Origin of the sequence: Pseudomonas sp. MH9.2 (assembly GCF_034353875.1) — a bacterium.
Classification (GTDB): domain Bacteria; phylum Pseudomonadota; class Gammaproteobacteria; order Pseudomonadales; family Pseudomonadaceae; genus Aquipseudomonas.
Genome location: NZ_CP133784.1, coordinates 1,105,041 through 1,128,389, shown reverse-complemented (window position 1 = coordinate 1,128,389; position 23,349 = coordinate 1,105,041). Strand labels below are relative to the sequence as shown.

The 23,349-nt window shown below is 57.5% G+C and carries 22 protein-coding genes; 3 read left to right on the top strand and 19 right to left on the bottom strand.

Translation table 11 applies throughout. From position 1 onward, the window contains the following. Positions 1-80: 80 nt before the first annotated feature. Positions 81-1,229, top strand: a complete 1,149-nt coding sequence (locus RHM55_RS05155; RefSeq protein ID WP_322179898.1) for an acyl-CoA dehydrogenase family protein — start codon at positions 81-83, stop codon at positions 1,227-1,229. A 45-nt stretch (positions 1,230-1,274) separates the two neighbouring features. Here the strand turns inward: RHM55_RS05155 and RHM55_RS05150 are convergent, their stop codons facing one another. Next, positions 1,275-1,823, bottom strand: coding sequence for an adenine phosphoribosyltransferase (locus RHM55_RS05150; RefSeq protein ID WP_322179897.1), 549 nt, complete (start codon positions 1,821-1,823; stop codon positions 1,275-1,277). Between the two features lie 65 nt (positions 1,824-1,888). After that, the gene (fnr, locus tag RHM55_RS05145) at positions 1,889-2,623 is read right to left on the bottom strand and encodes a fumarate/nitrate reduction transcriptional regulator Fnr (RefSeq protein ID WP_219060514.1); all 735 of its coding nucleotides are present in this window, start codon (positions 2,621-2,623) and stop codon (positions 1,889-1,891) included. Between the two features lie 155 nt (positions 2,624-2,778). Between fnr and RHM55_RS05140 the strand changes: the two genes are divergently transcribed. Next, positions 2,779-3,204 carry a hypothetical protein gene (locus tag RHM55_RS05140; RefSeq protein ID WP_322179896.1) on the top strand — a complete coding sequence of 142 codons (426 nt, stop codon included), beginning with the start codon at positions 2,779-2,781 and terminating at the stop codon, positions 3,202-3,204. 48 nt (positions 3,205-3,252) lie between these two features. Here RHM55_RS05140 and hemN read toward each other — a convergent pair whose 3' ends face one another. The 15 genes from hemN to ccoN (RHM55_RS05065) all read right to left on the bottom strand — a co-directional run bounded on the left by hemN (position 3,253) and on the right by ccoN (RHM55_RS05065) (position 17,438). Further along, positions 3,253-4,635 carry an oxygen-independent coproporphyrinogen III oxidase gene (gene hemN, locus RHM55_RS05135; protein ID WP_322179895.1) on the bottom strand — a complete coding sequence of 461 codons (1,383 nt, stop codon included), beginning with the start codon at positions 4,633-4,635 and terminating at the stop codon, positions 3,253-3,255. A gap of 138 nt (positions 4,636-4,773) precedes the next feature. Beyond that, entirely contained in the window at positions 4,774-5,457 is a 684-nt protein-coding gene (locus RHM55_RS05130) for a sulfite exporter TauE/SafE family protein (protein ID WP_219060517.1), read from the bottom strand. Next, complete coding sequence (gene ccoS, locus RHM55_RS05125; protein WP_322179894.1) at positions 5,450-5,680, bottom strand: cbb3-type cytochrome oxidase assembly protein CcoS; 231 nt, start codon at positions 5,678-5,680, stop codon at positions 5,450-5,452. The genes RHM55_RS05130 and ccoS overlap by 8 nt, the downstream gene beginning before the upstream one ends. 25 nt (positions 5,681-5,705) lie before the next feature. Next, positions 5,706-8,153 (bottom strand): heavy metal translocating P-type ATPase, encoded by a 2,448-nt coding sequence (locus RHM55_RS05120; protein WP_322179893.1) that lies wholly within the window; start codon positions 8,151-8,153, stop codon positions 5,706-5,708. 9 nt (positions 8,154-8,162) lie between these two features. Then, positions 8,163-8,702 (bottom strand): FixH family protein, encoded by a 540-nt coding sequence (locus tag RHM55_RS05115; RefSeq protein WP_322179892.1) that lies wholly within the window; start codon positions 8,700-8,702, stop codon positions 8,163-8,165. Positions 8,703-8,714: 12 nt separating this feature from the next. Continuing rightward, positions 8,715-10,130 carry a cytochrome c oxidase accessory protein CcoG gene (gene ccoG, locus RHM55_RS05110; RefSeq protein ID WP_322179891.1) on the bottom strand — a complete coding sequence of 472 codons (1,416 nt, stop codon included), beginning with the start codon at positions 10,128-10,130 and terminating at the stop codon, positions 8,715-8,717. A 383-nt stretch (positions 10,131-10,513) separates the two neighbouring features. Beyond that, on the bottom strand, positions 10,514-11,491 hold the full coding sequence (gene ccoP / locus RHM55_RS05105) for a cytochrome-c oxidase, cbb3-type subunit III (protein ID WP_322179890.1): 978 nt from the start codon (positions 11,489-11,491) through the stop codon (positions 10,514-10,516). After that, positions 11,488-11,679 carry a cbb3-type cytochrome oxidase subunit 3 gene (locus RHM55_RS05100; RefSeq protein WP_219060523.1) on the bottom strand — a complete coding sequence of 64 codons (192 nt, stop codon included), beginning with the start codon at positions 11,677-11,679 and terminating at the stop codon, positions 11,488-11,490. The genes ccoP (RHM55_RS05105) and RHM55_RS05100 overlap by 4 nt, the downstream gene beginning before the upstream one ends. 5 nt (positions 11,680-11,684) lie before the next feature. Then, complete coding sequence (ccoO, locus tag RHM55_RS05095) at positions 11,685-12,293, bottom strand: cytochrome-c oxidase, cbb3-type subunit II (protein WP_322179888.1); 609 nt, start codon at positions 12,291-12,293, stop codon at positions 11,685-11,687. Next, positions 12,293-13,735 (bottom strand): cytochrome-c oxidase, cbb3-type subunit I, encoded by a 1,443-nt coding sequence (ccoN, locus tag RHM55_RS05090; RefSeq protein WP_322179887.1) that lies wholly within the window; start codon positions 13,733-13,735, stop codon positions 12,293-12,295. Before ccoN (RHM55_RS05090) ends, ccoO (RHM55_RS05095) begins: the two co-directional genes overlap by 1 nt. 136 nt (positions 13,736-13,871) lie before the next feature. Then, positions 13,872-14,051, bottom strand: a complete 180-nt coding sequence (locus RHM55_RS05085) for a hypothetical protein (RefSeq protein WP_322179886.1) — start codon at positions 14,049-14,051, stop codon at positions 13,872-13,874. A gap of 189 nt (positions 14,052-14,240) precedes the next feature. Next, the gene (gene ccoP / locus RHM55_RS05080; protein ID WP_322179884.1) at positions 14,241-15,191 is read right to left on the bottom strand and encodes a cytochrome-c oxidase, cbb3-type subunit III; all 951 of its coding nucleotides are present in this window, start codon (positions 15,189-15,191) and stop codon (positions 14,241-14,243) included. Then, on the bottom strand, positions 15,188-15,391 hold the full coding sequence (locus RHM55_RS05075) for a cbb3-type cytochrome c oxidase subunit 3 (protein ID WP_322179881.1): 204 nt from the start codon (positions 15,389-15,391) through the stop codon (positions 15,188-15,190). Before RHM55_RS05075 ends, ccoP (RHM55_RS05080) begins: the two co-directional genes overlap by 4 nt. A 3-nt stretch (positions 15,392-15,394) precedes the next feature. Then, on the bottom strand, positions 15,395-16,003 hold the full coding sequence (ccoO, locus tag RHM55_RS05070) for a cytochrome-c oxidase, cbb3-type subunit II (RefSeq protein WP_322179880.1): 609 nt from the start codon (positions 16,001-16,003) through the stop codon (positions 15,395-15,397). Between the two features lie 10 nt (positions 16,004-16,013). Further along, on the bottom strand, positions 16,014-17,438 hold the full coding sequence (gene ccoN / locus RHM55_RS05065) for a cytochrome-c oxidase, cbb3-type subunit I (protein WP_322179879.1): 1,425 nt from the start codon (positions 17,436-17,438) through the stop codon (positions 16,014-16,016). Positions 17,439-17,527: 89 nt separating this feature from the next. Here ccoN (RHM55_RS05065) and RHM55_RS05060 point away from each other — a divergent pair, with 89 nt between their 5' ends. After that, entirely contained in the window at positions 17,528-18,217 is a 690-nt protein-coding gene (locus tag RHM55_RS05060; protein ID WP_322179878.1) for an alpha/beta family hydrolase, read from the top strand. A gap of 61 nt (positions 18,218-18,278) precedes the next feature. Here RHM55_RS05060 and RHM55_RS05055 read toward each other — a convergent pair whose 3' ends face one another. Together RHM55_RS05055 and RHM55_RS05050 are read right to left on the bottom strand one after the other, a co-directional pair. Next, complete coding sequence (locus tag RHM55_RS05055) at positions 18,279-21,299, bottom strand: hypothetical protein (protein ID WP_322179877.1); 3,021 nt, start codon at positions 21,297-21,299, stop codon at positions 18,279-18,281. A gap of 69 nt (positions 21,300-21,368) precedes the next feature. Then, positions 21,369-23,228, bottom strand: a complete 1,860-nt coding sequence (locus RHM55_RS05050) for an addiction module component (protein WP_322179876.1) — start codon at positions 23,226-23,228, stop codon at positions 21,369-21,371. Positions 23,229-23,349 lie beyond the last annotated feature (121 nt).

Here is a 23,349-nt window from a genome sequence, read left to right as displayed (position 1 = left end):
TTCGGCGTGAGGAACGATTAGCGCTTGTAAACCAAGCAAGCGCTCGGTAAGTTCGCTGAACCTCTCAGTGGAGCGCGCCGATGTCCGACTTTCAGCAATACTTCGACCCCAACCACCAATTGATCCGCGACGCCGTGCGGCGCTTTGTCGAGCGAGAGATACTGCCTTTCGTCGATGAGTGGGAGGAGGCCGAAGGCTTTCCGCGTGAGCTCTACCTGAAGGCGGGCGCTGCCGGGATTTTGGGCATTGGTTATCCCGAAGCGCTGGGCGGCAGCCATGAAGGTGATGTATTTGCCAAGGTTGCGGCCAGCGAAGAGCTGATGCGTTGCGGGTCTGCCGGGCTGGTCGCCGGTTTGGGTTCGCTGGACATTGGTTTGCCGCCGGTGGTCAAGTGGGGGCAGCCGGCGCTACGCGAACGTGTTGTCCCGCAGGTGCTGAGCGGGGAAAAGATCATGGCGCTGGCGATCACTGAGCCCGGGGGTGGTTCTGATGTGGCGAACCTGCAAACCCGTGCGGTGCGAGACGGTGACGGCTATCGGGTCAACGGCAGCAAAACATTTATCACCAGCGGCATACGCGCCGACTTTTATACCGTAGCAGTGCGCACCGGTGAGCCTGGGTTTGCGGGCATCAGTCTGTTGCTGATAGAGAAGGGCACTCCGGGTTTTAGTGTCGGTCGGCAGCTGAAGAAAATGGGCTGGTGGGCGTCGGACACGGCTGAGCTGTTTTTCGAGGACTGTCGGGTGCCGATGGCCAATTTGATTGGCGCGGAGAACATGGGGTTTGCCTGCATCATGGGCAACTTTCAGTATGAGCGCCTGGCACTGGCGCTGATGGCGAATATGACCTCACAACTGGCGCTTGAACAGAGCCTGAGTTGGGCCAAGCAGCGTGAGGCATTTGGCAAACCGATTGGCAAGTTCCAGGTGCTCAAGCATCGGTTGGCAGAAATGGCCACGCAGTTGGAAGTGTCACGCGAATTCACCTACCGCCAGGCGGCAAAAATGGCAGCGGGGCAGAGCGTGATCAAAGAGATTTCCATGGCGAAGAACTTCGCCACCGACACCGCCGACCGCATCACTTACGACGCGGTGCAGATCCTTGGCGGTTCGGGTTATATGCGCGATAGCCTGGTGGAGCGCCTGTACCGCGATAACCGCATCCTTTCAATCGGAGGCGGTACGCGTGAGGTAATGAACGAGATCATTGCCAAGCAGATGGGGCTTTGATTGTGTATTTTCGAAAACCTGCAGGCGCTTGATTCCCCCCTGTCGCTATCTATCGCTCAGCGCAAAGTTGGTCAGGCAGAAGGTCGGGATGGACATGTCTTCCAGGCGCTGTGAGCCGCCGAGTTCCGGGAGGTCGATGATCGCTGCGGCTTCGTAGACATGGGCGCCCATGCGGCGTACCAGGTTGGCGGCCGCGACCAGCGTGCCACCGGTGGCAATCAGATCATCGAACATCACGATGGCATCGCCCTCACACAGGCTGTCGGCATGCACTTCCAGCCATGCTTCGCCGTACTCGGTCTGGTAGGGCTCGGACAACACGTCTGCCGGTAGTTTGCCTTGCTTGCGGAACAGGATCAGTGGCTTGTTCAGCTCATAAGCGACGATTGAGCCAATCAAGAAGCCGCGAGCATCCATGGCGCCAATGTGGCTGAATTCGGCGTCGATATAGCGCTGCACGAAGCTGTCGATCACCAGGCGCAGGGCCTTTGGCGATTGAAACAGCGGGGTAATATCGCGAAAAACAACGCCAGGTTTAGGGAAGTCCATGACCGGGCGAATAAGGGATTTGAAGCTGAATTCGTCGAAAATCATCAAGAGGATCCTGAGGCGTATTGGCTGACGCTAGTCTACAGCGCAGCCGCCATGGATAGCATGCCTCAGCCTTCGATTGAGCCGCCCGCCAGCGCGCAGAGTTGGATAGGATCGAGGATCTGGATTTCCTTGCCTTCGGCTGCGATCAGCTCGCTCGACTGGAAACGGGTGAACACCCGCGACACTGTCTCCACGGCTAAACCCAGGAAGTTGCCAATTTCATTGCGCGACATGCTCAAGCGAAACTGATTGGCCGAAAAACCGCGAGCGCGGAAACGGGCCGACAGGTTGACCAGAAACGTGGCGATGCGTTCGTCGGCAGTTTTTTTCGAGAGCAGCAGCATCATTTGCTGATCGTCACGAATTTCCCGGCTCATGATCCGCATCAATTGCCGACGCAGTTGTGGGAGTTGAACCGACAGGTCATCAAGGCGCTCAAACGGGATTTCACACACGGATGTGGTTTCCAGTGCCTGAGCCGATACCGGGTAGGCTTCGCTGTCCATGCCGGACAGACCCACCAACTCGCTCGGCAGATGGAAACCGGTGAGCTGTTCTTCACCGCCATCGCTGAGATTGAAGGTTTTCAGCGCACCGGAGCGCACCGCATACACCGAACCAAATGCATCGCCCTGTCGAAACAGAAACTCGCCTTTTTTCAGTGGACGACCGCGCTTGACGATGTCATCGAGTGCATCCATGTCTTCCAGATTCAAAGAAAGCGGCAGGCACAGCGGGGCCAAACTGCAATCCTTGCAATGGGCCTGGTTAGGTGCGCGCAGTTTGACTGGCTCAGACATGACTTCAATCCTTGTGGGAAAACACACAGAAGACATAAGGGTAACCCAGCGCAAGCTGTTCCGGCCAGTGCCAGCAGATTTAACGCAAGACGATAAAGCTCTTCGCACGACTGCCGATAACAAGTGGTGGCCTAACTGACTCAGGAGCGCCGTTCATGTTGTCCGTCAACCTCAGTGCGTCCAGCAGCACTGGCTTTCAAGCCACAACCCCGCAAACCAGAGCGGTTGCTGCAGCCGCGTCGACCGACGAAGAGGGTACCGGCAAAGCGCCGGTAAGCGTGAAGGTCGAGCTGTCCACCGCTGCAATAGAAAAGGCCAAGGCCGCAGCTAGCGACAGCGCTGACAGCACCGACCCCATCAAAATGCTCCAAAAACGGATCAAAGAACTGCAAAAGCAGATCGCCGAGGCGCAGGCACGATTGCAGGCGGTGATGTCGAACAAAAGCCTGAGCCCGGAGCAGAAGCAGACACAGGCGAGCAGTATTCAGTCGGAGTTGGCGCAATTGACTGCAGCACTGTTTACGGCCTCCGCCAGCTTGATCAAGCTTATCGAGAAAAACGCCAAAACCGCTGCAAAGTAACCGATGTGTATTGCCCTCCTTCAATCGGTAAAGGGGGGCTATATCGGGTTAGATCACCCGTGAAAAGCGTTGGCGATTTTGGTGGTTCAGGTAGGCATCAAACACCATGCACACTGAGCGCACCAGCAGACGACCCGCTGGTAGCACGGTTATCCCCGTCTCATCGATTTCGATCAGGCCGTCGTTGACCATCGTCAGGAGTTGCGGCCATTCCTCTTTGAAATAGCCCCTGAAATCAATATTGAACGCGTATTCGATACCAGCAAAGTTCAGGCTGAAATGGCAGATCAGTTGCTGGATCACTGCTCGGCGCACGCGGTCGTCGGCATTGCATAGCAGGCCGCGCTTGGTGGCAAGTTGGTCGCCGGCCAGCAAGGTCTGGTAATCATTCAGGTCGCTGCTGTTCTGGCTGTACAGGTCGCCAATCTGGCTGATTGCCGAGACGCCGAGCCCGATCAGATCGCAATGGCCGTGGGTGGTATAGCCCTGGAAATTGCGTTGCAACGTTGACTCTTCCTGGGCGATGGCCAGTTCGTCATCGGGCAGGGCAAAGTGGTCCATTCCGATGTAGCGGTAACCGGCATCCGTCAGCTGTTCGATGGTCCGTTCGAGCATTTCAAGTTTTTGCTCTGGCGCCGGCAGTTCATCCGCATTGATCCGCCGCTGGGGCATGAAGCGCTCCGGCAGGTGGGCGTAGTTGAACACGGACAGGCGATCCGGTTGCAGCGTGATGATTTCATCGACGGTGCGGGCGAAGGACTTAGGCGTTTGCTTGGGCAGGCCGTAGATCAGGTCGATATTCACCGAGCGAAATTGCAGGGTGTGTGCCGCTTCGATGATGGCGCGGGTCTCTTCAAGGCTTTGCAGGCGATTGACGGCGCGCTGTACCTGCGGGTCGAGATCCTGGACACCGATGCTGACCCGATTGAAGCCCAGTTCGCGAAGCAGGCCCATGGTCGACCAGTCGGCTTCGCGAGGATCGATCTCGATGCCGTAGTCACCGGAGTCGTCGTCGAGCAAATTGAAATGCTTGCGCAGATGCGCCATCAACTGGCGCAATTCGTCATGACTCAGGAACGTCGGGGTGCCGCCGCCCAGGTGCAACTGTTCGACCTGTTGCTTCGGGTCGAGGTGGCAGGCAATCATCTGGATTTCTTGCTCCAGACGTTGCAGGTAGGGCAGAGCCCGCCCTCGATCCTTGGTGATGACCTTATTGCACGCGCAGTAATAGCAAATGTTCGCGCAGAACGGTATGTGCACATACAGTGATAGAGGCCGTAGAGCCTTGCGGCTGTCGCGCAGAGCATGCAGCAGGTCAAATGCCCCTACCTTGGTCTGGAATTGCACCGCAGTGGGGTATGAAGTGTAGCGTGGCCCCGCCAGGTCATAGCGGCGGATGAGATCGGAATCCCAACGAATGGCGTCGAGCATGCGGGTATTTCCCGAATAGGCTGGCAATGTCGTTGAGTCTAGGGAAGTGTGCTCAGGGCGGTGTTGATTTGCGTCAACGGCCTGCGTTCTGGCGGCAAATCGTTGACGGAGGGTCGGTTTATTCCTGGTGATGAGGGCTTAGTGACCCATCAACCAATGCTGGTGAGGACCAGGCATCGTCCAGATACCGAACAGGATAACCAGCAGGCCGCCGGCCATGCGCACACCGCGTTTGCGCAGCAGGGCAGTGGTGCGCTCGGCAGCAAGCCCGGTGGCGAGTAGCACAGGCCAGGTGCCCAAGCCAAAGGCGAGCATCAGCAGCGCGCTGTCGAGGGCGTTGCCTTGGCTGGCCGACCACAGCAGGGTGCTGTAGACCAGGCCGCAGGGCAGCCAACCCCAGAGCGCCCCAAGCAGTAATGCGCGAGGCATGCTCGACACCGGAAGCAAGCGGCTGGCAAACGGCTGTATATGCCGCCACAGGCCGCGCCCCAGGCTTTCGATGCGGGTCAGGCCGCTCCACCATCCTGCGAGATACAGACCCATCGCAATTAATAGCAGCGACGCGATCACGCGCATGATCATCGCGCCTGGACTGTTGGCCACTGCCCAGCCCGCGAGGCCAATCAGCAAGCCAGCGGTGGCGTAGCTGAGAATTCGCCCCAGGTTGTACGCCAGCAGCAGGCGAAAGCGCCGGCTACGTTGTTCTTTGGGGATTGCCAGGGTCAGCGCGCCCATCAAGCCGCCGCACATGCCCAGGCAATGGCCGCCGCCAAGCAGACCGAGGATGATTGCCGACACCAGCAGGGGGGCCAGTTCAAGCATGGGGCGGGGCCTGGTCTTTGTTTTCGGCCTGAGGTACCGGTTTGTGGCCGGTGGCTTCTTCCATGGCGGCCAGATGTTGAGGGTCCTGATCGTCGAACAGAACGCTGTGTGCCGGACCGTCGAGGTCATCGTACTGGCCGCTGTCCACCGCCCAGAAGAATATGTAGATGGCGATTGCGACGATCAACAGCGCCGCTGGAATCATTATGTATAGAGCCGGCATGGAGCCTCCGAAGCCGGCCGCCGATTCATGTTGGCAGCGGGCGGGTGTTGAGAAGGGTGGCGTCTTGCAGGCCTTTCATGCGGGTCAGACGCAAGGCGTTCAGTACCACAGTCAACGAACTGATGGACATGCCGATCGCTGCCCAGATGGGGGTGATCCAGCCGAGCGCCGCGAAGGGCAGCATGAGGCCATTGTACAGGCCTGCCCACAGCAGGTTCTCAATGATTACCCGGCGGGTGCGCCGCGCCAGGCTGAACGCGTGCACCAGCGCTTGCAAGCGGTTGGACAGCAGCACTGCGTCGGCGGTGGTCTTGGCCAGGTCGGTGGCTGAACCCATGGCGACACTGATATCTGCTGCGGCCAGTACCGGTACGTCGTTGACCCCGTCACCGAGCATCAACACTTTGCGACCTTGCTGGTGCAGCGCTTGCAGCACCTGAAGTTTATCGTCCGGGCGCAGACCGCCACGGGCTTCGTCGATTCCCAGCTCGGCTGCTACGCTGGCGACCATCGGAGACGTGTCGCCGGAGAGCAGCAGGGTCTTCCAGCCGCGCGCCTTGCACGCTTGCAGCAGTGCGGGAGCATCGGCACGCAGACGATCATCGAGGACGAACCATGCCAGGGCACCCTGAGTGTCGCCAAGCAGTAGCCACTGGCCGGCTTCGTCGGGCGTCGGTGGCAGTGCGCAGGCGCTGAGCTCGCAGACAAATCCCGGCTGGCCGATGCGCAAGCGCTGTTCGCCGACAAGGCCTTCCAGACCAAGGCCCGGCGTGCTGTGGACATCTTCAGCGGCCACCGGCGCGCGCCCAAATGCCCGTGCAATAGGGTGTTCGGAGCGATTTTCCAGGGCTGCGGCCAGGCTCAGGCAACGATCCGCATCCAGTTCCCCCAGAGGGCGGATGGTGCGCAGTGCCAATCGACCTTCGGTGAGCGTACCGGTCTTGTCGAAAATCACGGTGTCGATCTGGTTCAGACCTTCCAGCACATGACCGCGGGTTAACAATAGGCCCAGTTTGTGCAGAGTGCCGGTGGCGGCGGTCAGCGCCGTGGGCGTTGCCAGCGACAGCGCGCACGGACAGGTAGCGACCAGCATGGCTAGCACGATCCAGAAGGCCCGAGATGAGTCGAGTTCCCACCAGATCAGACCGATAACGGCGGCGGCAATCAGCGACAGCAGCAGAAACCATTGGGCGGCGCGGTCGGCAATTTCCGCTAAACGGGGTTTTTCAGCTTGGGCGCGTTCCAGCAGGCGGACAATGGCTGACAGGCGTGTGTCGTGACCCAAGGCCAGAACTTGCACGGTCAGCGCGCCTTCGACATTGAGTGTGCCTGCGGTGACCGCGTCGCCTACGGTTCGCGGCTGCGGCAGGTATTCGCCGGTCAGCAGTGATTCATCGATGCTGGACTGGCCCTCGAGAATCTTGCCATCAGCTGGCAATATGGCGCCGGGATGCACCAGCACCCGGTCGGTCAGGCGCAGTTCGCTGAGCAGGATTCGCTCGCTTTGACCGTCGGCGCTGAGCCTCAGGCAAGAGGCGGGCAGTAAATTGACCAGCTGTGCCGTGGCTGCCGCCGTGCGTTCGCGTGCGCGGCGTTCCAGGTAGCGGCCGGCCAAGAGGAAGAGGGCGAACATGCCGACTGCATCGAAGTACAGTTCGCCAACGCCAGTGATCGACGTCCAGATACCGGCGATATAGGCGCTGCCGATGGCGAGGGAAACCGAAACATCCATGGTCAAGTGGCGCGTACGTAGATCGCGCACGGCACCCTTAAAGAACGGTGTACAGCTGTAAAACACGATAGGCGTGGTGAGGAACATCGCGACCCAGCGCAGGATGGTGTGCATCTGCGGGCTGAGGTCGATATTGAATTCCGGCCAGGTGGCCATGGTTGCCATCATCGCCTGGAACCATAGCAACCCGGCAACGCCGAGTTGGCGCAAGGCCAGACGGTTTTCGCTGGCCAGTTGCTCGGTGGCGCGGTCGGACTGATAAGGGTGTGCGGCATAGCCGATGCTGCGTAATTCGCTGAGTACCTGGCTCAGCGCCAGCTGGCTATCGGCCCATCGCACATGCAAGCGATGGTTGGACAGGTTCAGTCGGGCTTCGGCCACGGCAGGTAAACTGCGCAGATGACGCTCGATCAGCCAGCCACAGGCGGCACAGCTGATACCTTCCATGAGCAAAGTCGCTTCGGCCTGTTCGCCTTCATGGCGCACAAAGGGTGCCTGTACGTCAGGGCGATCGTACAGGGCCAGTTCGTCGACCAATTGCACGGGCAACGTTTCCGGGTTGGCCGACGCTTCACTGCGATGGCTGTAATAGCTTTCCAGGCCGCCAGCGACAATAGCCTCTGCCACTGCCTGACAACCTGGGCAGCACAGCTCGCGGGTTTCCCCGAGCACGACAGCCGTGAAGCGGCTGCCAGCAGGAACCGGCAGCGCGCAATGGTAGCAGGGGGTTGGCGTGGTCATTGCGTCAGATCAGTTTTTCAGGTCTTCCGCGCCCTGGAGTGGCTCGTCGCCCAGCAACAGCTGTTTCCCGTTGAGCACTTGCTCTTCTTCGAACATGCGCCAGGTTTGGCCATTCTGCACGCCGAGGAGTTCGACAAAGCGCCGACCTTCGACCTTGTCGCTCAATTGGCCGATGTAGCGGCCAGGCTCGGACGCACTGCGGGCCAGGATGATCTTGCGATCCTTTTCCGGTTGCGTCGGCGAGATCAGGTTGAGTTCCACGGTTTCCGGCTGGCTGTCACCCGTCAGCCGCAGCTCGGTTTCACCTGTCAGCTCATCCAGGTGCACCGCGGCGCGCAAGTTGAGGCTCTTGGCTAACAGTTCACGGTCCAGCGAGCGATTGATGCCTTTGCCAGCCTCGTAATAATTATCGTTGACCAGGTTATCCGGGTTATTGATGGCGATCGTCACCATCGACAAGGTCAGCGTCACCGAACAGGCGAGGATGCCGATGATTATCCATGGCCAAAGGTGCTTGTACCAAGGGCTAGAGGCGTTTGCTACGGACATGACTAACTTCTCTTAGCGAATTTGCGGGCCGATGAAACGGCTCTTGGCTTGAACGTGGGTGCCACTGTTGTCAGCATCCTTGAGGGTGAAAGTCACCTCGTTGGTACTCGACGGCAGTTGCTCCGGTGCGCTCGATAATTCGACCGGCATGCTGATGATCTCACCCGCCTGCACCTTGAATTCGCGACGACCTTGCAGTTTCAGGTCAGGCAAGCCAGAGGCATCGAGAGTGTAGGTGTGATCGACCTGATCCTTGTTCATGACCTTGAGGCTATAAACGTTTTCGATCCGGCCTTCTGCGTTCTCGCGATATAGCACGCGGTCCTTGCTGACGTCGAAACCAACCAGCGGACGCATGAAAAAGGCGGTCGCCAGCAAGCTCATCATCACCAGCAGCACCACAGCATAACCAATCAGGCGCGGACGCAGTTTGTGCGTTGTCTGCCCGGACAGGTTGTGTTCAGTGGTGTAGCTGATCAACCCGCGTGGGTAGTTCATCTTGTCCATGATGGTATCGCATGCATCGATACAGGCTGCACAACCGATGCATTCGATCTGCAGGCCGTCGCGGATGTCGATGCCGGTCGGGCAGACTTGTACGCACATCGTACAGTCGATGCAATCCCCCAGACCCTGTGCTTTGTAATCGATATCCTTTTTCCGTGTGCCACGTTTTTCGCCGCGACGTGGGTCGTAGGACACGATCAGGGTGTCTTTGTCGAACATCACGCTCTGGAAACGCGCATACGGGCACATGTAAATGCACACTTGTTCGCGCAGCCAGCCCGCGTTGCCATACGTGGCGAGGGTGAGGAAGCCGACCCAGAAATACGCCCAGCCATCAGCCTGCCCAGTGAAAAAATCAATGGTCAGGTCACGGATAGGGGCGAAATAGCCGACGAAGGTCAGGCCCGTGGCGAAGCCAATGATTAGCCACAAGCTGTGCTTGCTGAGCTTGCGCAAGAACTTGTTGCCGGACATCGGCGCTTTGTCGAGCTTGATGCGCTGATTACGATCACCTTCGGTGACCTTCTCGCACCACATGAAAATCCAGGTCCAGACGCTTTGCGGGCAGGTATACCCGCACCACACGCGCCCGGCGAATACGGTAATGAAGAACAGGCCAAAGGCACTGACGATCAAAATGCCGGAGAGCAGGATGAAATCCTGCGGCCAGAAGGTGGCGCCGAAAATGTAGAACTTACGCTCTGGCAGGTTCCACCAGACGGCCTGATGGCCCGCCCAGTTCAGCCAGACCGTACCGAAGTACAGCAGGAATAGCCCGGCACCGCCCATCATCCGCAAATTGCGAAACAGGCCGGTGAAGGCACGGGTATAGATTTTTTCACGGGAAGCATAGAGATCGACACCGCTGCTGTCTTTTTTAGGCGGCGGAGTGACATTGTGTACCGGAATCTGGTTGCTCATTAGTGCGTCCCACGGCAGTGGAAAAAGCCTCAGCCAGTGCGTGCCGACTGTGGTCAAAAGAGTGTCGCTAAGGCGCCAATGATACGCCTCTCGCTCTGGCCCGGGGGTGCGACCTTTGGTCGCGTTGGGTGAAAGCGAATGTTGGTGTAATGACCTGAATCAATTGACTTATGGATTATGGTCGGTTTTGACGGGTAGGGCGTAATGACAGAGGGGAATATACCGCGATTTCGCGAATGTGTTCGCTCCCGCAGATTACTCACCCGTACGCGAATTTATTCTCGAAGGGGTCTGTATGGCTAAATCATCAGACAGCTAAAACCACAACGGCCCCGCCAGTTTTCACTGGCGGGGCCGTTGTGTGTTGCGGTCACGCGTTCGCTTTACTCAGCGGCAGCAGCCTTGTCTCCATGGGAGAGGCTGTAGACGTAAGCAGCCAGCAGGTGAACCTTGTCATTGCCTTGCAGCAATGCCTGAGCAGGCATCTGGCCCTGACGGCCGTAACGGATGGTCTGCTGCAGTTGCGCGAAGCTCGAACCGTAGATGAATGCCGCCGGGTGAGTCAGGTTAGGTGCGCCCATTGCAGCGGTGCCTTTACCTTCCGGACCGTGGCATGCCACGCAGTTGGTAGCGAACAGTTTCTGGCCAGCAACCGGATCGGCGTTAGCGTCTTCAGGCAGCTTGCGGCCATCCAGTTGGGTGGTAACGAACGCTGCGACGTCGCGTACGCCCTGGTCACCAATGACTGGACCCCAAGCAGGCATGACCGCATGGCGGCCACCCATGATGGTGGTCTTGATGGTTTCCGGTTCACCACCCCAACGCCAGTCTTCGTCGGTCAGGTTCGGGAAGCCGTAAGCACCTTTGGCGTCGGAGCCATGGCAAACTGAGCAGTTGGAGGCGAACAGTCGGCCCCCCATCTTCAAAGCTTGCGGGTCTTTGGCGACTTCTTCGATCGGCATGGATGCGAATTTGGCAAAAATCGGACCAAATCGAGCATCCGATTTAGCCATTTCTTTTTCCCATTCGTGCACGCCAGTCCAACCGGATTGGCCATTGGCGAATTCGGTTTTCTTGTCGTTGTCCAGGTAGGAATAGCCAGGCAGCAGGCCTTTCCAGTTACCCAGACCCGGGTAAAGCACCAGATAGCCCAGCGCGAAGATGATGGTGCCCACGAACAGCATGAACCACCATTTTGGCAGTGGGTTGTCGTATTCCTCGATACCGTCGAAGGAATGGCCCACTTTTTCTTCTGTCGCTTCGCTGCGCTGGCCCTTGCGGGTGGACAGCAGCAGCCAGGTCAGGGCGAAGATGGTACCCAAACTGAGGACTGTGACGTACAGACTCCAGAAAGTAGTCATTCTTTGTTACTCCTAGAAGCTTGCTCTTGCTCAACGTGCTTGATGGCTTCGGGGTCATCCGCGAAGGGCAGCAAAGTTGCTTCGTCGAACTCTGCCTTGCGTCGTCCGCTGAATACCCACAATGCCAGGCCGATAAAAGCCACCATCACTACGACGGTGCCCAGGCCGCGAATCATCCCCATATCCATCAATATCACCGTTTGCTTTTGATGATGGTGCCCAGACCTTGCAGGTAGGCGACCAACGCATCCATTTCAGTTTTGCCTTTCACAGCAGCACTTGCACCGGCGATGTCTTCGTCGGTGTAAGGGACGCCGAGCGTACGCAAGACTTCCATTTTTTTCGGGGTGTCCTTGCCGTCGAGCTTGTTTTCTACCAAGAACGGGTAGGCAGGCATTTTCGACTCGGGCACTACGTTGCGCGGGTTGTACAAGTGCGCGCGCTGCCAGTCATCGGAGTAACGACCGCCGACGCGGGCCAGGTCCGGACCGGTACGCTTGGAACCCCACAGGAACGGGTGGTCCCAGACGCTTTCACCAGCGACCGAGTAGTGGCCGTAGCGTTCGGTTTCAGCACGGAACGGACGGATCATCTGCGAGTGGCAGCCGACACAACCGTTGGCGATGAAAACATCGCGGCCTTCGAGTTCCAGCGCCGGGCGAGGCTTCATGCCTTCAACCGGCTTGTTGGTCACGTCCTGAAAAAACAGGGGGACGATCTGGGTCAGGCCGCCGATGCTGACGGCGATAACCATGAAGAAGGCCAGCAGGCCGATATTCTTCTCGACTACTTCGTGTCTCATCAGTGAGCTCCAACTACAGCGATCTGAGCGGCGGCTTCAGCTTCAGCCGGGTTCGAGGCGCGTACGGTGCGGAACACGTTGTAAGCCATGAACAGCATGCCGCTGGCGAAGAATGCACCACCCAGTGCGCGGACGATGAAGCCCGGATGGCTGGCTTGCAATGCTTCGACGAAGGAGTAAGTGAGGGTGCCGTCGTCGTTGATCGCACGCCACATCAAACCCTGGGTGATGCCGTTGACCCACATCGAAGCGATGTAAAGAACGGTACCGATGGTAGCCAGCCAGAAGTGGGTGTTGATCAAGCCAACACTGTGCATCTGAGGGCGACCGAAGATTTTCGGGATCATGTGGTACAGCGAACCGATCGAGATCATCGCTACCCAGCCGAGAGCGCCGGCGTGTACGTGGCCGATGGTCCAGTCAGTGTAGTGAGACAGCGAGTTGACGGTCTTGATGGCCATCATCGGGCCTTCGAAGGTCGACATGCCGTAGAACGCCAGCGATACGACCAGGAAGCGCAGAATCGGGTCGGTACGCAGTTTGTGCCATGCACCTGACAGCGTCATCATGCCGTTGATCATGCCGCCCCAGCTTGGCGCCAGCAGAATCATCGACATCGCCATGCCCAGCGACTGAGCCCAATCTGGCAGAGCGGTGTAGTGCAAGTGGTGCGGGCCTGCCCAGATGTACAGGGTGATCAGTGCCCAGAAGTGCACGATCGACAGGCGATAGGAGTAGATCGGACGCTCGGCCTGCTTCGGAACGAAGTAGTACATCATCCCCAGGAAGCCGGTGGTCAGGAAGAAACCTACCGCGTTGTGGCCGTACCACCACTGGATCATCGCATCAGTCGCACCGGAGTAGGCCGAGTAGGACTTGAAGAGGGTCACGGGCAGCGACGCGTGGTTGACGATATGCAGCATCGCCGTCACGAGGATGAAGGCGCCATAGAACCAGAGGCCCACATAAATGTGCTTGGTTTTGCGCTTCATGATGGTGCCAAAGAACACCGCAGCGTAGGTTACCCAGACGATGGCCAGCAAAATGGCGAGAGGCCATTCCAGTTCGGCGTATTCCTTAGTAGTGGTGTAGCCCAGCGGCAACGTGATGCCTGCGCCGACGATCACTGCTTGCCATCCCCAGAAGTGGAAGGCGGCCATGCTGTCGGAGATCAGTCGCGTTTGGCAGGTTCGCTGCACGACATAGTAAGAAGTGGCAAACAGTGCACAACCACCGAAGGCGAAGATCACCAGGTTTGTGTGCAGCGGGCGTAAGCGTCCAAAAGTCGTCCACGGAAGGCCGAGGTTTAACTCGGGCCAAACAAGCTGTGAGGCGATAAAGACACCAAGCCCCATGCCAAGGATCCCCCAGACCACCGTCATGATGGCGAACTGGCGGACTACCTTATAGTTATAAGCAGTCGGACTGATTGCTGTGCTCATTCTAAGGTTCCACGGTTTGGGTGTTTTTTAGGGATAAAAAAGCGGCCGCAGTATGGAGAAAGCGAGTTGCCATTGCAATGCGATCAACGCCTTGCAACCGCTTCCTGAAGCTGATTCTGCGGTCATTTCAGCACGGTCAGGGAGCTGTCAGGCGCAGTGACGAAATGCCGCAGTGGACGAAAAAAAGTGAGGGTTCCAGGCTGGCGGAATGCAGCGGGAAAAGGACGAAACAAAACGCAAAACCAACAACCCGCGGACCATAGCCGCTGTAGATGAGCTTTTTGCGCAAGTTATCGAGCACAATCGCCGAAAACATTCGTATCACTTGACCTGTGGCCCACTGTTGGCAGTCCACTATGCCGGCAAGCTTAGTCCTGAATGTCGGGAGTGGGAAGGTGTACTAACGACGGGTGCGACACTTGGTCGCGGAGGGAAAGGAGTTGCCGCTCCTGTAACAGGAGCGGCATTCACGCACAGCCCAGAGATTGTCCGGGTTGCTGAATCGTTATTGTGCCTTGGCTGTTGGCGCCTCTTGCTGAGCAGTACCCTGTGACAGGCTATAAACATAGGCGGCTAACAACTGCACCTTGTCATTGCCCAGCTGCTCGCTCTGCGCTGGCATCTGACCTTGACGACCATAACGGATAGTCTGCTGCAACTGGGTCAGACTGCTGCCGTAGATGAAACCGGTCGGTTGCGTCAGGTTCGGCGCCCCCATCGCTTGCGTGCCTTGACCTGTTGCGCCGTGGCAGGCTACGCAATTGGTGTTGAACACTTGCTGTCCGGCTTCGACATTGGCGGTTTCATCGGCTGGCAATGGCAGTCCTGCGAGGGAGTGACGTACATACGCTGCGACGTTTTTCACCCCTTCCTCACCGAGAATCGGACCCCAGGCTGGCATGCCGGCTATACGGCCACCCATGATGGTGGTCTTGATAGTGTCGGCGCTGCCGCCCCATCGCCAAATGGTATCTGTCAGGTTGGGAAAGCCATAGGCCCCCCGAGCATCCGAACCGTGGCAGACGGCGCAGTTGGAGGCGAACAGTCGTCCGCCCATCTTCAGCGCTTGTGGGTCTTTGGCGACTGCTTCCACGGGCATGGCAGCAAATTTGGCGAAAATAGGCCCAAACTTGGTGTCAGCCTTGTCCATTTCCTTTTGCCACTCATTGACACTGGTCCAGCCATTCGCATAGCCGGGGAGAATGCCTTTCCAGTTGCCCAGGCCTGGGTAGAGGATCAGGTAGCCGACCGCGAACACCAGAGTTGCGGCAAACAACATGAACCACCATTGGGGCAGTGGGTTGTCGTACTCCTCAATGCCGTCGAAGCTGTGCCCCATGGTCTGATCGGTACTGCCTTTGGTTTCGCCCTTACGGGTGCCGATCAGCAGCCACGTAAGGCCGATCAGGCTGCCGATGGTCAGTACACAGATGTAGGTACTCCAAAATGTGGTCATGGCTGGGTACTCCGCTCAACAGGGTGCTCTACAACAGATTGTTCTTCAGCGTGAGATGGCAGCGGTTCGTCCGCGAAAGGCGCCATGCGCGCTTCAGCGAACTCCGGATTGCGTTTACTGTTGAAGACCCAAAAGGCCAACCCGATAAATGCGATTGCCACCACCAGCGTGCCAAGACCGCGTAAGTCTCCGATATCCATGGCTTACCTCTTGCTCTTGATCGAGGTGCCGAGTACCTGCAAGTAGGCAATCAGTGCATCCATCTGGGTTTTGCCTTTGAGCGTTTCAACGGCCCCGGCGATGTCGGCGTCGGTGTAAGGCACGCCGAGGCTGCGCATGGTTTTGAGCTTGGTTACGGTGTGGCTGCTGTCGACAGGCTCGTTCACCATCCATGGATAGCCAGGCATTTTCGACTCAGGCACCACGTTGCGCGGGTTGTACAAGTGCGCGCGCTGCCAGTCATCGGAGTAACGCCCACCGACCCGTGCCAGATCAGGCCCGGTACGCTTGGAGCCCCACAGGAACGGATGGTCCCAGACGCTTTCACCGGCGACCGAGTAGTGCCCGTAGCGTTCTGTTTCAGCACGGAACGGACGGATCATCTGCGAGTGACAACCCACACAGCCGTTGGCGATGTAGACATCGCGACCTTCCAGCTGCAGCGCGGTGTAGGGCTTCATGCCTTCAACCGGCTTATTGGTCACGTCCTGAAAGAACAGCGGGACGATTTGTGTCAGGCCACCGATGCTCACAGCCAAGACCATCAACAACATCAGTAGGCCGACGTTTTTCTCGATTGTTTCGTGTTTCATGGCGAACTCCTCAGGCCATCTGCGCTGCGGCGGCAGCTTCGGCAGGCACGCAGGCCCGTACGGTGCGCCAGGTGTTGTAGGCCATCAGCAACATACCGCTGAAGAAGATCGCGCCGCCCACCAGCCGCACGATAAAGCCAGGATGGCTGGCCACCAGGGTTTCGACGAACGAGTAAGTCAGCGTGCCGTCTTCGTTGACTGCGCGCCACATAAGGCCCTGAGCGATACCGTTGACCCACATCGAGGCGATGTACAGCACGGTGCCGATAGTTGCCAGCCAGAAGTGGGCGTTGATCAAGCCGACGCTGTGCATACGTGGCCGGCCGAAGATTTTCGGGATCATGTGGTACAGCGCACCGATGGAAATCATCGCCACCCAACCCAGAGCGCCCGCGTGCACGTGACCGATGGTCCAGTCGGTGTAGTGGGAGAGGGCGTTGACGGTCTTGATCGCCATCATCGGACCTTCAAAGGTCGACATGCCGTAGAACGCCAGTGACACGACCAGGAAGCGCAGGATCGCGTCGTCGCGCAATTTATGCCAGGCGCCCGAGAGCGTCATCATGCCGTTGATCATGCCGCCCCAGCTTGGTGCCAGCAGAATCAGTGACATAACCATACCCAGTGACTGAGCCCAGTCCGGCAGCGCGGTGTAGTGCAGGTGGTGCGGGCCAGCCCAGATATACAGGGTGATCAGCGCCCAGAAGTGCACGATCGACAGGCGATAGGAATACACCGGCCGTTCAGCTTGCTTAGGAACGAAGTAGTACATCATCCCCAAAAAGCCTGCGGTCAGGAAAAAGCCTACGGCGTTGTGTCCGTACCACCACTGCACCATCGCATCAGTCGCCCCGCCATACACGGAGTAGGACTTGGTCAGGCTGATGGGTATCTCCATGTTGTTGACGAGGTGCAGAATCGCCACAGTGATGATAAAGGCGCCGAAGAACCAGTTACCGACATAGATGTGCTTGGTGTTGCGCTTCTTCAGCGTGCCGAAGAAGACGATGGCATAGCTGACCCAGACGATGGTGATCAGAATATCGATCGGCCATTCCAGTTCGGCGTATTCCTTGGAGCTGGTATAACCCAGCGGCAAGGTAATGGCGGCCAACAGAATCACCAGTTGCCAACCCCAGAACGTAAACGCCGCCAGTCGGGGCGCGAACAGTTGGGTCTGGCAGGTGCGTTGCACCGAGTAGTAGGAGCTGGCAAACAGCGCACAGCCGCCGAACGCGAAAATCACCGCATTGGTGTGCAGTGGACGCAAACGACCGAACGTAGTCCAGGGCAAGTTGAAGTTGAGTTCAGGCCAAACCAATTGCGCGGCGATAAAAACGCCGAGCCCCATTCCGACGATGCCCCACACCACCGTCATAATGGCAAATTGGCGGACCACCTTATAGTTGTAGGCGGTACTGTTAGTTGTGTTCATTTAGGTGTGTTCCCATCTTCTTTGGTCCGGATCAGAGGTCCGAGTCATAGCACCGAGTTATAGGCAGACTAATCAAAAGCGAGGTAAGCATGAGAGAAGGACTAAGTGCCGGTATTGACGGGGATCAATGCGAACTACTGGCGCGAACTAATGGCTGGTTATGGAGTCCCGCTCCTCAGAGGTTTTTTGACACGTCGCCGACCCTGATCCTGGCCCATGGCGCAGGCGCACCCATGGACAGCGAATTTATGACCGACATGGCTGCACGCCTTGCCGTGCGGGGTGTCAACGTGATGCGCTTCGAGTTTCCCTACATGGCTCAACGACGCCTCGACGGCCGCAAACGTCCCCCCAACCCTCAAGCGCAATTGCTCGACTGCTGGCGGCAGGTCTATGCCCAGGTGCGACCACACGTCGCTGGACGCCTGGCTGTCGGGGGTAAGTCCATGGGCGGACGAATGGCCAGTCTGGTGGCTGATGAGCTGGGCGCAGATGCGCTGGTGTGTCTGGGTTACCCGTTCTATGCCGTGGGCAAACCGGAAAAACCTCGGGTGGCGCATTTGGCTGAATTGAAGACGTCAACCTTGATCGTGCAGGGGGAAAGGGACGCGTTGGGGAATCGGGAGGCGGTAGACGGGTATGAATTATCCAGCGCTATCGATATTTATTGGGTGCCGACAGGCAATCACGACCTGAAACCGTTGAAGTCGGCGGGTGTGAGTAGCGATGCGGTGTTGGATCAAGCGGCCGAAAGGCTGGTAGATTTTTTGATGAAGTAGTCCGTTTAAAGTACTAAGCCTGCGGCATCGCAGGCTTAGTACTTGGAACTTAGTCGTTCAATCAGCCCTTCATGCCGAACGCGTGAGCCGCTTCCCCGCCAAAACCGACGTCTTTGAGTGCTAACGTTCGGCCATCCCGGGGAAAAATCGCCCAGCGTTTACCTAAACCGGCAACGTCCGCAGCCCAAGCGCGGCTATCTCGGCCTGCTTCGTAGCTGAGTCCCGGATCACCGCCGTAATTGGCACGTAATGTATTCCAGTCGGCCAACGAAGGCATGTGCGCACCCGCGCTGTTTACCGGTTTCATAGCTTCGGTGTAGGTGTGGAAGATGAAATACACAAACGTCAGGACATTTGAGGTTTTTACGTTATAGCTGACGCGTTGACCCGCGCTGTCAGTGACGATGATGGCGGCAGCGCCATTGCTGACCGAGATGACTCGTCCCGTTGCGTCGACCTCCGCAATCGTTGGTGCGCTGGACTCGTAACGGTAAGGTGCGACCCCACCCGAGGCCACTCGCTGCGCGAACGCTCCGGCAGGTGGAAACTTAGGCGTGGCCGCTGCTCGCAAGTGCCGAGCGCTCAGCACCAGTTTAGAGGTGTCGATGATCAACGGAGGCTTGGCGCCGGCCACGACCTTGAACGCAGTCGCCGGCGAAACCAGCGGCAAAGCATTATTACGAGTCACCTCGTAAGTGACCTGAACGGCACCATCGGCGCTGCCGATCACAACGGATTTGGGCACGACGAATTCAATATTAGCCGCAGTGCCAGCCTCTTTCGCAGGGGTTACGTGGTTTTGAGGTCCGTCCCATTTAACGACGATGCTGTCTTTTTCATCGATGCCGGTGTAACGGGGGACTGTTATCAGTACGCCATAACCAGGTACGTTTTCCAGGTTCATGATGTTATTAACGTCTACACCTGCGACAGCCGGCTTGGGAAGGTGAGAGAGGGCTGTGTCGATCAGCAGATCAAGGACGTTTGACTGTTCAATCGTGCCGTCGACGCGGGTGACTACATAATAAATCTGCACCTTATTGCCGAGGTCATTGGCAACTATCGTTCCCGAAAAAATCACCAACAACTCTTGTCCTGCTTGACTGGCGGAGATGGCTTTATCTTTAGCGTACCTCCCGCCCGGCGATTGCCATGACACGGTCACGAAGTCGCCTTCCTTCAGATTCGCGCTGGCGTCAATGACCACTGTTGCTCCATTGAACGTATCGACAGGGTCAAGGGTGCCATCTTCTTTGGCTTCCTTGACCGTTGGATCGGGCAGGGGAGTGATGACCGTGGCGCCGATTTTGAGTAGCAGCGTTTCCGAGGCAAGCGTGCGATTACCACGCACCACCTCATACCGCACAGCAACGCTGCCATCGAGGTTGGCGTCCACATAGTGCTTTTTGACCCGGAAAATGACGTCCTTGCCCAACATGCCGCTGTTGAGTGTTGTGCTAGTGCTGTAGCTGGCGTCCGGCGTGCTGCCATCCCAATGCAACGTGACCTTGTCCAGCGGCGCCATGCCCGCGTATGGCCTGACACGAACCACGGCTTCTAGCACGATGTCCGCCGGATCAAGCACACCATCTGCACTTGCGCCATCGACAGAGGGGGACGGTAACAATGCGCCCCCGTCAGTGCCGACTTGCACCTGCAGCGAAGGCGATTTGAAAAACGCCCGGGCGAATGTAGTCACCGTGTAATAAAGTTCAAGCGTACCGCCCGCCAGCGCACTGACTTTATCGTCAGGGATCAAGAACGCCACCGTTTGCCCAACGTCATCACTGTTGAGGTTTTTCACCTCTTCATGAATCACATTGGCACCGCTGGCGGTCTTGCCCATCCACACCAGAGTGACGTCATTGCCATCGGCCATGAAGTAATACGCTGGCACTTGGGCGATGACATTGTGCGCCGTCGGGTCGAGCACACCGTTATTCTCCTCCGCAGCAGGCAACTTCGGTGGCGCCAGCACCTGAGCCTCACCCACGATGGTCAGCGGCAGGCTCTTGGAGCGCTGCTCCTCGCCGGACACTTTCCTGACCTTGTACTTGAGCCGCGCCCGGCCTTGGGCAATCGGCTCGAATTGTTCATTGGGAATCAGGAACTGCACAAACCCGATGGACGTGCCCACCGGTTTCATCGCGACATAAGGGTCCAGCCCCAACCCTTCCGCCGTGTTGCGCTCGACGGTGAAAGTGATTTCGTCCGTGGCATTGATCCCCGGATAAGACAGCACCAGCGCCTGCACATCGGCCCCGGCAAGGGATGCAAGGTCCAACTCCATATTGGCCGCTTGTGGTGCGACCGGGGCGGGAAGGGTGGAGTTGCCAGCTTCGACTTCGACATACGTGGGGAGGGAAAAGCGCGACCAGTTGTTTACGGTGTCACGAACTTCGTACATTCCCACCAGTGTGTCGGAGTCACCCGCGCCAATAATGGTTTCTCGGGGGATCGACACGCTAATGAGTTGATCCGCCGCTGGAAGCTCATCCAGCGAGTGCCTCACGGGTGTTCCGTGCCAGAAAACGGTGATCGCATCGTTGATCTCCATGTTTTGATAGGCTGCGATATTGACCGTCACCTGATCGAGGTCTCCGTTACCGATAGTGCCCTCGGGCGTTATCGTGCACAGGCTCAGGTTCTCATTGATATAAGGCGTGTCAGGCGTGTTATCAATGCCGCCGGGGACCGTCAGTTTTACGGTTATTGGCAGGCGTTCGGATTTATTGAACGTGCCGCCCACCAGTCTTTTTACCGTATACCAAGTGTCTACCCGATAGTGTGGATTAATGTCCGCAGGTGGCACGATGTACCGTTGATCCACCGGCAGCGTGACAAAAGAGCCCGTCCCTTCGGCAGTATCGCCAGGTTTAACTGTGTAATTAGCAATCGATCCTTCCTGGTCGCCCCAAAACAACTCGATGTAGTCACTGTCCATCATGCCAATATAGGGACCGATCCGGATCAGTACAGGGACCGAAGGATCTAGCGTATCGAGGTGACCGATGCCACTGGGGTCGTTAGTGCTGTGCAGCTTTGGTTTTGCCAGCAATGTTGTCTGTTTTAAAGAATCCATGTCGTTACTCACAGGGTCAGTATTAGTCACAATGAAAGTGGGCCGCTGTTCGGCGGCCCACACGCGAGATCAAGGCTTTGCACAGCCTTCGCCAGGGGTGACCATGTCAATAAAGACTTTTGCAATACCGGAAGTAGCAGGGCCGGTAATACTGTTGATTTTAAACATGGCTTCGGCGCGACCGAAACAAATCAGACGCAGGTTCGCATCCGGCACGGTGAACTCGTAATCTTCGCGAGTTTGTTGTTCGGTCAGTGGCTCAGTGGTAAAGGTGTACGTTGCTTCTGGAACTTGCGGGCCTTCGAACAAACCTTTCCATCCCAGGAATGTAAAGTTCAATACGTCGCCCGTTTTAATATTCTCGTAAGGCTTGACCAATAAAGTGGCACCATCGGGGTTGAGGATCGCCCCAATACCGCCGTTTTCAGTCACCCGCTGGAATTCCGGTGGCTGCAGCCCGTTTTCGCCGCCTGGCAACTCGCCCTTGCGTCTCACAATCACGCTTTGAGACGCCGAGTAGGTTGTCTTGGGATTACCCGTATGCGTCACGGTGTAATTGACCCGAATGTCCGTGCCGGTGCCTTCGTTAGAGATCAACGCGTTAGGAACCGTCAACGACAGGTCTGCTGCTGCCGTGACATCGGAAAGCTTGATCCGATATAGCACCGGCACCGGCTGCTGCCCCCAGAACAGGCTGATTTGATCGTCCTCAATAAACCCGCTTTTCCAGGCGATGATGGCAGTGGCCGGTTGCAGGTAATCGTTTTCGTCGATTACGTTGTCGGTATCGTCGGGGTTGGTGCTGGCCCCACGGATGATCGGTTTTTCAGGACTCACAGGACCTGGAAGATCCAGCACGACATTGACGGTCTTCACTGCGGAAGTGCCAAACAACAGGGTGTTGCGACGCACTTCGTAGTACACGTCTACGTCGCCATCAGGTGTTAATGCGACGGTGGCGTAGTTCACCAGCAGGGTGAAAATAGGGTCTTCGTTTTCGTCTCCTGCCTCAACAGACTGCATCGGCAGGCTATTGGCACCCCAATACAGCGTGACCTCATCACCCGGTTGCACACCGTCGTACGCAGGAATGTCTACGCTCACAGACTGCTTCGCGTCGGCATCGCTGATAACACGGTCATCGGCTTGAGCGATAATCGGCGCGGGCAGATCGACTGCGGATTCATGCAGTGCAAGTTGGAACGCCACCGGTTCTGAATCCACTGAAATGTTACCGGCACGATCAGTGATGACGTAGTACACGTCCTCTTTGATATCGCCCAATGCTTCCAGATATACGCGGGTAAACCCGATCATGATCCGCTCAGGCTGCGTGCCACCGCCGGGTACTTCGGCCTGTTGCACGGTATGTTCCGGACCTTTCTGGCCAGCCCAGTAAGTCTGGATGACATCACCCAGTTTGATGTCGAAGTAGGCCGGTACTTCACCGACCAACACATCCGCCATCGCGGTCAGTTCGTCCGAGGTCAGGCCATCATTGACGACCCTCGGGAAAATCAGCGGCGACAGCAGCGAACCGCCTGGCGCCTGTCGGTCGAACACGATCGGAGTTGCTGCCGACACATTGGGCGTACCACCAATAAAACGCCGAGAGAGGTACGCCAGCGTGTGGTTACCGTCCTGCGCGCCGGTCAAACTATCAACTGGAATATCCAGGGTCAGTTCAGTGCCCGGGATCGGGTTCGCCGGAAGTTGTCCTTGCACGCCGACAAGTACGTTATCCAGCAGCAATTGGTAGTAGTCACCCTCGACAGCATCGTCCCATACAGGGAATGTTACAGGGATTGGTGCGGTCAATAGTGCAGCGGGTAAAAGACCGTCGACCAATGCAGTGGGCAGTACCGGTGGAACTAATGCACGCGGTGCGCGATGTGAATGACGGCGAATCAAAGCATTTGAAGTACACATGGTTATTCTCCTGAGTGAATGCGCGGTATTCTGCTGAAGAGCAGTTTTCCGCGTTTTTTTGGCAATAAAAGCCCGACAACTTTTAGGGTTAAAGTTGCGTGGTTATCGATGTATAGGGCCC